The 9598-nt window shown below is 59.4% G+C and carries 6 protein-coding genes and 2 rRNA genes; 4 read left to right on the top strand and 4 right to left on the bottom strand.

Going from position 1 to position 9598, the window contains the following annotated elements:
* Positions 1 to 76: ribosomal RNA gene (rrf, locus tag UB23_RS30790) — 5S ribosomal RNA — on the top strand; the annotation flags it as partial.
* Positions 77 to 184: 108 nt separating this feature from the next.
* A 5S ribosomal RNA gene (gene rrf, locus UB23_RS17240) occupies positions 185 to 300 on the top strand.
* Between the two features lie 87 nt (positions 301 to 387).
* On the opposite strand, the gene UB23_RS17235 is transcribed toward rrf (UB23_RS17240), so the two are convergent.
* Positions 388 to 1392 (bottom strand): FecR domain-containing protein, encoded by a 1005-nt coding sequence (locus tag UB23_RS17235; RefSeq protein ID WP_045060512.1) that lies wholly within the window; start codon positions 1390 to 1392, stop codon positions 388 to 390.
* Positions 1393 to 1511: 119 nt separating this feature from the next.
* On the bottom strand, positions 1512 to 2201 hold the full coding sequence (locus UB23_RS17230) for a GntR family transcriptional regulator (protein WP_045060511.1): 690 nt from the start codon (positions 2199 to 2201) through the stop codon (positions 1512 to 1514).
* Between the two features lie 189 nt (positions 2202 to 2390).
* On the opposite strand from UB23_RS17230, the gene lapG reads away from it, so the two are divergent.
* Positions 2391 to 3083 carry a cysteine protease LapG gene (gene lapG, locus UB23_RS17225; RefSeq protein WP_045060510.1) on the top strand — a complete coding sequence of 231 codons (693 nt, stop codon included), beginning with the start codon at positions 2391 to 2393 and terminating at the stop codon, positions 3081 to 3083.
* 14 nt (positions 3084 to 3097) lie between these two features.
* Positions 3098 to 5044, top strand: a complete 1947-nt coding sequence (gene lapD / locus UB23_RS17220; protein ID WP_045060509.1) for a cyclic di-GMP receptor LapD — start codon at positions 3098 to 3100, stop codon at positions 5042 to 5044.
* 73 nt (positions 5045 to 5117) lie between these two features.
* On the opposite strand, the gene UB23_RS17215 is transcribed toward lapD, so the two are convergent.
* On the bottom strand, positions 5118 to 5456 hold the full coding sequence (locus tag UB23_RS17215) for a hypothetical protein (protein ID WP_045060508.1): 339 nt from the start codon (positions 5454 to 5456) through the stop codon (positions 5118 to 5120).
* 147 nt (positions 5457 to 5603) lie between these two features.
* Positions 5604 to 9598 (bottom strand): beta strand repeat-containing protein (locus UB23_RS17210; RefSeq protein WP_045060507.1); only part of this gene is annotated, 3995 nt, incomplete at its 5' end.

Raw genomic sequence — 9598 nt, 5'->3', positions numbered from 1 at the left:
CGAACTCAGCAGTGAAACGATGCATCGCCGATGGTAGTGTGGGGTTTCCCCATGTGAGAGTAGGTCATCGTCAAGATTAAATTCCGAAACCCCTATCTGCGTATGCAGGTAGGGGTTTTGTTTTTGTAGAAGTCACTCATTTTCACCTGCACGTTACTGCTGTAACGGGCGGGTCACAGAATTTCTTGACGACCATAGAGCATTGGAACCACCTGATCCCATCCCGAACTCAGCAGTGAAACGATGCATCGCCGATGGTAGTGTGGGGTTTCCCCATGTGAGAGTAGGTCATCGTCAAGATTGAATTCCAAAACCCCTGTCTGCTAACGCAGACAGGGGTTTTGTCGTTTAGCGCCCTATGAATGCCACTTGCCCATCACCGATGACTCAGGCTTTGCCTTGCAGGGTGACCCACCAGCGCGTTCGGTAGTGCAACTGGACGGGAAGGGCGTGCGTCAGGGTAACGAGGAGCTGGTCAGTGTCGTCCAGACGGAATGCACCGGTGAGGCGTAGGTCAGCAATATCTGTGGCGCAGCTCAGGTGGCCATGCCGATGGCGGCCCAGCTCATCCAGGAAGTCTGCGAGACGCATATTTCGCGTAACCATCAGGCCGTCCACCCACGTACCTGGCTCCAGGTCAGGCGGTGACGCCATTGACGCTTGTTGGCGATCGACCAGGTAACTTTGCCCGGGACGCACCTCAATGGGCACGCCAGCGGCGGACACTGGTGAATGAATGATCACCTTGCCGGCCGTTACGCTGAGCCGGGTGCGGTTCGGTTCCTGAAGAAGGACATACCGGGCATCCACTCCCTCGAACAATCCATGAACACTTTGCACTCTTAACGGACGATCAAACGAGGCGGCTTGATCGATCCCGCCACAGGTCACGAGTATCTCGCCTCGGGTCAGTTTGATCAGTCGCTGATGAGGGGTGTAATCCAGGTCTGCCGAACTGGCGGTATTGAGCTCGAGGCGGGTGCCGTCAGGCAGCTGGAAACCACGCCGTTCGCCAGTGGTGGTGGCGAAGTCGCAGGTCCATTGTTGCCAGTGGTATGCGTCCTTGGCCAACCAGGCTGTCGAACCCAGCAGCAGCAAGCCGGAGAGCATCTGCAGGGCTTGCCGGCGGCCTACGCCCAAGGCACTGGCTGGCGAGGTATTCAAGTGATCCGGGGCGCCTGCTATGGCGCGCGGATCGCTGCTCAGCTCGGCCTGCAGGGATTTGACACGCTGCCAGGCCAGTTCGTGTTCCTGGCGCTCCGCGCGCCATACATCGCATTGCAGGCGCAGCCGGGGATTGCCAGCGTTGTTGCGCAAGCGCAGGAGCCAGTGGATAGCCTGTCTCACCACATGTTGATCAGGCACCTGTGCTGCCAACGGTGATGAAGACATGATGCGGCTGCCCGGATGTCACAATGATAATTAGTCGCATTGTCTTTCACCGGTAGCCAATTGCGCAACTGATCGCCACGCGTCTGTCGAATGACATCGGTCAAGCCTTCTTGGAACGGCTATTGCTCGGGGCTATTGAGATAACGCGTAATCACTTCCACCGCACGATTGAGGTGCTGTTCAAGCAAGCGCACTGCGCCCTCGACATTACGGTCCCCCACTGCGCGCAACAGCGCCCGGTGGTCCTCCTGGGACAATTCACCCAGGTTCATCGCCTCCAGATTGAAGCGCAGGAAGCGTTCCTCTTCATTCAGCCCGTCCTCCACCAGCCGCAACAGCCTGCGGTTGGGCGCTTTACTGTAGAGCGCCATGTGGAAGAGGCGGTTTAGACGACCGATCTCGGTAAAGTCGCGCTCTGTCTCGAGATCATGGATATGGCGCGCTGCCTGTTCAATGTCCTCCGCGGTAAGCAGAGGGATCGACAGACGCAGCGCTTGCGACTCCAGCAGAATGCGCAGTGCATAGGTTTCCACCGCATCGCCTTGGACAAGCGGCGCAACAACGGCGCCTTTGTGTGCGATGACGCTTAGCAGCGACTGCGCCTCAAGCTGACGCAGTGCTTCGCGAACCGGCATGCGACTGACCCCGAAGAAATCCGCCAGGTCTTGTTGACGCAATGCCGTGCCACACGGGATTCGGCCGTCGAGAATCGCCGAGCGCAAGGTCTCTTCAATCACTGCGCGGGCCATGTGTGCAGGGATTGGCGCGTTGATCTTGATACTGCCTAGAGGGTTGGGCTTTTGTGTCACAACGCACCCTGAATAAGTTTTAATGTAATTGGATCCAAATTGACACTAGAGACTGCCAGACAAGATGTCAAACCGGCGGCCGCGCTGAAAGCTTAGCGCGCTATCAGTGATCTCATCGTGCCATTGTCTTTTGTCGGGCTAACCTGCACCATCAACCGAATTCCACCTGCCTGATCTGGATGCCTCGCATTGGCGGTACGTTTCGCAATCCCTCGGACTTTGCGCTGGCTCTCATTCGCCCTGCTGCTGGCTGGCCTCATGCTGGGCGGCCTGCATGCCGATTGGGATTTCTCGCTGATCAGTCGCCGTGCCCAGGCATTGTACGGCCCCTTGGGCGAAGGGCAGCAACGCATTGACGCCTGGCAGCATTTATTGGCTACACAAAAGCAGGTCGGTGAACTCGAGCAGCTCAATTTGGTTAATCAGTTCTTCAACCGCAAAGTGCGTTATGTGGAGGATATCGACCTGTGGAACGAGGTTGATTATTGGGAGACGCCGGTCGAAGCGTTGTGGAAAGGCGCAGGAGATTGCGAAGACTATGCCATCGCCAAGTATTTCAGCCTGCGCCATCTTGGTGTTTCCAGTGACAAACTGCGCATCACCTACGTTAAGGCCCTGCGCCAGAATCGCGCGCATATGGTATTGACCTACTATTCGAGTCCCGAGGCAATGCCGCTGGTGCTCGACAGCTTGATCGATGCAATCAAGCCTGCCAATCAACGAACCGACCTGTTACCGGTCTACTCTTTCAACGCAGAAGGGTTGTACCTTCCGGGCGCCAAGGGCAATAAAAAAGTCAGCGACACCAAACGCCTGTCCCGCTGGCAGGATGTGTTAAAGAAAATGCAGGCCGAAGGTTTTCCGGTCGAGACGACTAACTAGGAGCACGCGCTCAGATGTCTTTGTTCAAACAGCTTTTGATCGCTATCTGTCTGTTCCTGGTAGTCGCTTTCACTGGCAGCTTCATGGTCAGCCTGGAAAGCTCGCGGACCCAATACATCAACCAGCTGCGCTCCCACGCCCAGGATGCGGCAACGGCCCTGGCGTTGTCGCTGACGCCTAATATTGATGACCCGGCGATGGTCGAGCTGCTGGTCAGCTCGATTTTCGACAGTGGTTACTACGCCAGCATTCGGGTGATAGACGTCAGCAACGACAACGTCATCGTGGAACGCAGCGGCATTCCAGCGGTGACCAACGTGCCCGACTGGTTCGTCAAGCTGATCGGGCTGGAGCCCGCCGGTGGTGATGCCATCGTCAGCCGTGGCTGGGAGCAGGCGGCGCGGGTCGAGGTCGTCAGTCACCCGATGTTTGCATTGGCCAAGTTGTGGCAGAGCGCACTGGGCAGCCTGGGCTGGCTCCTGCTCTGTGGCGCCGTCAGTGCGGTGCTGGGTGCGCTGCTGCTGCGTCGGCAATTGAAGCCCCTGGACTACATGGTCAAGCAATCCCACGCCATTGCCCGACGTGAGTTTCTCAGCCTGCCGGACCTGCCGCGCACCCCCGAATTGCGACGCGTTGTCCAGGCCATGAACCAGATGGTCGAGAAGCTCAAGGCGCTGTTCCAGGAGCAGGCCGAGCGCAGTGAAAAGCTGCGCGTCGAATCGTATCAGGACACCCTCACGGGTTTGGCCAATCGGCGGTATTTCGAGATGCAATTGAACGCCCGGGTGAGCAACCCGGAGCAGGCCAGCTCGGGTTATCTGCTGTTGCTACGGGTGAAGGATCTGGCCGGTTTGAACCAGCGTCTCGGCGGTCAGCGCACCGACGAGTTGCTGATTGCGGTCGGCGAGCAGCTATCGCGTGAGTGCGCCAAGTATCCCGAGACTCTCAACCTGGTCACACGTATTCGCGGCGGCGAGTTTGCCGTGCTGGCCCCTGGGCTGGTCCGTGAAGAAGCGCTGCAACTGGCGCGTAACCTCGACAGCGCCCTGGCGAGCCTGCATGCCACCGGAGCCACCGATGTGGCCTCGGTTGCCTCCCTGGGCCTGGCACCGTTTGTCCATGGTGACTCACCGCAGGCGGTCATCGGGTTAGCCGACCAGGCACTGGCGCAGGCGGAAACACAGGGTGAGCCGAGCTGGGCCTGCCTGGATCACAGCGCTTCGTCCCGCGTCGCAGATGACCACCATGCCTGGCACAATCTGCTGGATCAGGCACTGACAAATCGAGGCCTGCAACTGTACTTCCAGCCGGTAGTCGCCAGTCAGGACCCGCAGCTGGTGCTGCACTACAAGGTGCTGTCGCGGCTGATTGACGATCAGGGCCAGACCATCCCTGCGGGGCGTTTCCTGCCCTGGCTGGAGCGCTTTGGCTGGACCGCGCGCCTGGACCGGCTGATGCTGGAATTGGTGCTGGAGCAAATGGCCGGTCATGACGAGTCACTGGCGCTGAACCTGTCTTCGGCCACGCTGGCGGATCCGCAGATGCTGAACAAGGTGTTCGAGAGCTTGCGCGCACATTCGAACATGGGGCCGCGCCTGACCCTGGAAATCGGCGAGGAGCAGATTCCCGAGCAAGCCGTGCTCGAGCAATTGACCAAGCGTTTGCGTGAACTGGGCTTCTCCCTGAGCCTGCAACGTTTTGGCGGACGCTTCAGCATGATAGGTAACCTTGCACGCCTGGGCCTGGCCTACCTCAAGATCGACGGCAGCTACATCCGTGCGATTGATCAGGAGGGCGACAAGCGCCTGTTCATCGAGGCGATCCAGCGCGCAGCGCACAGCATTGATCTGCCGCTGATAGCTGAGCGGGTCGAGACTGAAGGGGAGTTGTCGGTGATCCGCGAGATGGGGCTTTATGGGGTGCAAGGGCAGTTGTTTGGTGAGCCCAAGCCCTGGCAGTAAACACTTCAGAAGCACAAAAGATCGTTCGAAGGCTCGGGCCGCGATCGGACGATCTTTTGCTTTGGCAACGGTCCTAAATCAACCCCGTCTCTTCATCATCAATCAAGTGACTCAATCCACCCAACGCCTCACGCGCCTGGTTCCGGTCCATCAGCTTGGCCTGCGCCGCCGCCGGCAAGTCCGTCACCCGAATCACGCCTTTGCTGGTCAGCACCTGAATCAAGTCGTCGAGTACCCGGATCATTTCCAGGTCGCTCTGCTTGAGCTGTTTGAGGCTGACTTCCATCACTTCGTTGGCGTACCACGCCTGGATCTCATGATGATCCGCGGGCAGCGTCTCGGTGGCCTCGGCGTAAGCTGCCGCCTCCACGCGCACTAATTGGCCTTGCGCATCGCGTTGCACGTAAAACATTGAGCATCCCTCAGAAATGGACCAGCTTCATGCTGTCAGCAGCATAGGACAACTGCGCACGAGTATGCGGTGCGACGACGAAATCGTCACCGGGGTGATTGTCGCAAACGTGACGGCCGCCCGGTTTGGGCGGCCGTCCGCTGGCTATCAGCTGTTGTTGTGATCAACCTTGATGGTCGGATCGCTACCGGCAATCAGGTTGTGCAGGTTGGCGGTCGACCAGTTGTTGCCTTCGAGTTTGATCGTCACATCGGCCTTGGCAGCTGCTGCGTCATTACTGTTGAACTTGCCGGCAGAGTTCACTTCCAGGGACGACACGCCGTCCGTCGTGGTGATCTTCAGGAAGTTGTCGATGGTGCTTCCGGTCTCGTTCTGCAACAAATCACGCAGGTCGATACGGTCACCTTCGGCGGCCTTGAAGTCCTTGATCACGTCGGCACCGGTGTCGCCAGCTTTCCAGACGAAGGTGTCGCCACCCAGACCGCCGATCAGGGTGTCGTTGCCTTTGCCACCGATAAGGATGTCATTGCCGTCGCCACCGTCGAGCAGGTCGTTGCCGGTTCCGCCAAGCAGGATGTCGTTGCCATTGCCGCCGTACAGTTTGTCGTCGCCACCCTGGCCGAAGATGATGTCGTTGCCGGCACCGCCCAGCAGCGTGTCGTTGCCGTCATGAGCACCGGACACGTCGAACACTTTGTAGTTCTCGGTCACGAACTGGTGCACGTTGCTTGGGGTGACCTTGTTGGTTTCGACACCTGTTTCCTGGCCGACGAACGCTTGCAGTGCGGTGTAGCCCTCACCGGTAACGCCGTTGAAGCTCACCAGGTCGCCGAAGATGATGTCGTTGCCATCGCCGCCGTTGATGGTGTCGCTTCCTGGTAATGTCGCCTCGCTGTGGCCGAGGATCGCGTTAGCCAGGTCATCAGGGTTGATGTTGGCCAGCGGTTTTCCTTTGGTCGTGTTGTACGGAGCCAGGTCGTTTTCGGTGACCCCGTTGTTCAAGCCGATGGCCTGTACGGTGGAGTTGGCGGCTGCGAACAGGGCGAGTGCCAGCCCTGCATTACGGGCGCTTTCGCGATCGACGCTGCCGTCGCCGCCGTTGTTAGACAGTTCGTATGTTCCATCACCCTGCGCGTGAATCTTCAGGTCGCTGTCGACCTTCGAAGGTTTCCACTCGCCGAGAATGTCCTGAGTCCATTTGTAAACGTTACCGCTGGCATCAACCAATGTCCGGAGTTGGCCGCCGATCATCGTGTTGAACGCGGTACCAGGCGTGTAATCACCGGCCTTCATCAGGCTGTCCAGATTGATGTCGGTGTTGCTGTTCGTCCAGTGGTAATCGACAACCTTTGGATTGACCAGCTCGGACGACGTGTAGGCCGTTGGTGCACCGTCGGTGATGAAATAAGTCAGGTTGGTCGCACCCGAGTTACTCGTCGCCTCCTCGCTGTGGAACCAGTTGGCCGTGGTCTTGAACACGTCCTCGTAGTTGGTCAAGCCACCCTTGCTCATGCTATTGAGCACGGTCTTCAAGCTGTCCAGCGCGCCCTTGCTCGACAAGTCGACCGAAATCGATTTGTTCACCTGCGTATCGAAGTCCACCAGGAACACCTTCACGGTGCCCGGGTTTGCGCCTTGGGATGTGGCGCTGGCGATCAGCGAGGTAAACACCGCAATCAGGGAGTTCTTGGCCGACGTCACGGAGGCGGAGCTCATACTGCTCGAACTGTCCACCATGAAGGCGATGTTGTAGTTCTGGCCCGGTGTCGTCGTCAGCCCGGCGATGTCCGCCACGATAATATCGTTGCCAAAGGTGCCGTCCTGAACGTCGTTGCCCGACGTAAGCGTGATCGGGTTGTACGTCGCCGGATAAATGGTGACCGGAATCGTCGCCGTACTTGGGGCCGAACCACCCAGTTGCTCGGTAGAAGTGGAGGTCACGGTCAGCTCGAACTTGCCGTTGTAGTAAGCCGGTGGCGTCAGGGTCAGGTTGGCCAGGTTCCAGCCGGTCACCGTCGCCAAGCCATCGGTGCCCACGGTCCAGGTGTGGCCCGCGTCGTCGCTCAGCACCATACCTTTCGGGAAGCCGCTGATGGTCACGCTGAGGCTTTCCGAGCCATCGGTATCGGTCAGTGCAGTGGTGATTTTGGACAGGTGTACGCTGCCGTTTTCCGCACCTTCGTTGAGCTTGTAGCCCTCGTAGTAACCTTCACCGTTAGTGCCGTGCAGCTCGGACACCGTCACGCCGGATGCGGCCAGGTTGGCCACGCCGGTGTACAGCGGGATACCGGAACTGCTCAGGTCGACAGCGGCGGCGCCGTTGATCGACAGGTTGACGTCATAGCTGCCCGGGCCACTCTGATTGTGGTGGTAGATGTCGATGGTGTAGTAGCCGCTGGTAGTCGGCTTGAAGCCAGCACCCGAGATGGCTCCACCGTTACCCCACAGCGCGCTGGCTACATTCTTGCCGCCAATCGTCACCAACAGACTGTCGTCAGCGCTGCCGCTGAAGGTGTAAGTCTTGCCGGCTTCAAGGTAAATAAGGCCGGAGGTTTTCGACGCGGTGCCCACAGCTACGTCGCCACTGGATTGCACGTTGCCGACGGTGCTGCTGGAGTTTGCTTTGCCGGCGGCATCGATCACCGATTTCAGCGTGTCGGATGGCGCGCCGTTACCGTTGGTACCCAGGCCAGCCAGGCCGGTCCAGACTTCCTTGATCAAGCCCGTCGAGGTGACGTTGTTGCTGGCCACGTTCAGCGTTGGCGCATCTGCCACCGGGGTGATATCGATTTTAATCGTGCCGGTGTTGCCCAGCAGCGAGCCGTCGGTTGGCTGGAACTGGATCTGCGCGTAATCCGCCAGCTTGTTACCCGTGCCGCTGGGGTTACCGTTGGCGCCAGACTCGTTGGTGTCTGGCATGAAGCGCAACTTGCCCGCGTCGATGTCAGTCTTGGTGATGATCTGGTTAGGCGTGAGGTCGGTCCAGGTCGAGCCGTTCAGATACTGCAACTTGCCGTCACCCGGCAGGCCGGTAATTTTTACACCCAGGCTGGCGTCGGGGCTGTCGACATCGCGGACGCCGAAGGTCGACCAGCCGAGGACCAGCGGGGTGTCTTCGGTACCGGTGACATTAACCGGTGCGGCGATCGGTGCATCATTCACACCCACCACGGTTATGTTCAGGGTCGAAGTGACATTGCTACCGGAACCGTCGGTGACGGTGTAGCTGACCACTGGCACGCTGCCGTTGTAGTTGGCGGCCGGGTTGAAGGTGTAGGCGCCATTGGCCCCGATTACCAAGGTGCCGACGTTGGCGATGGTCGCCGTTGTGCCAGCGGTGTAGGTGTTTGCACCGATGGTGAAGTTGAGCACGCTGACAGGGCCGTCGACGCTGGAAGTCCCGGTCAGCACGCTGCCGGTCACGGCAGTGTCTTCCAGGGTGGACACGGTTTCGCTGGCATCGGTGAAGCTGTCATCGACCGGGGTGACGCTGATGTTCAGGGTCGAAGTGACATTGCTACCGGAACCGTCAGTGACGGTGTAGCTGACCACTGGCACGCTGCCGTTGTAGTTGGCAGCCGGAGTAAAGGTGTACGCCCCGTTGGCCCCGATCACCAGGGTGCCGACATTGGCGATAGTCGCCTTACTGCCGGCGGTGTAGGTGTTCGCACCGATGGTGAAGTTGAGCACGCTGACAGGGCCGTCGACGCTGGAAGTCCCGGTCAGCACGCTGCCGGTAACGGCAGTGTCTTCCAGGGTGGACACGGTTTCGCTGGCATCGGTGAAGCTGTCATCGACCGGGGTGACGCTGATGGTCAGGGTCGAGGTGACATTGCTACCGGAACCGTCGGTGACGGTGTAGCTGACCACTGGCACGCTGCCGTTGTAGTTGGCGGCCGGGTTGAAGGTGTAGGCGCCATTGGCTCCGATCACCAAGGTGCCGACGTTGGCGATGGTCGCCGTTGTGCCAGCGGCGTAGGTGTTCGCACCGATGGTGAAGTTGAGCACGCTGACCGGGCCGTCGACGCTGGAAGTCCCGGTCAGCACGCTGCCGGTCACGGCAGTGTCTTCCAGGGTGGACACGGTTTCGCTGGCATCGGTGAAGCTGTCATCGACCGGGGTGACGCTGATGTTCAGGGTCG

The organism is Pseudomonas sp. ES3-33 (assembly GCF_000952175.1).
GTDB lineage: Bacteria > Pseudomonadota > Gammaproteobacteria > Pseudomonadales > Pseudomonadaceae > Aquipseudomonas > Aquipseudomonas gregormendelii.
Note: the sequence above shows the minus strand (reverse complement) of the source record. Positions and strands in the feature narration are given on the sequence as shown.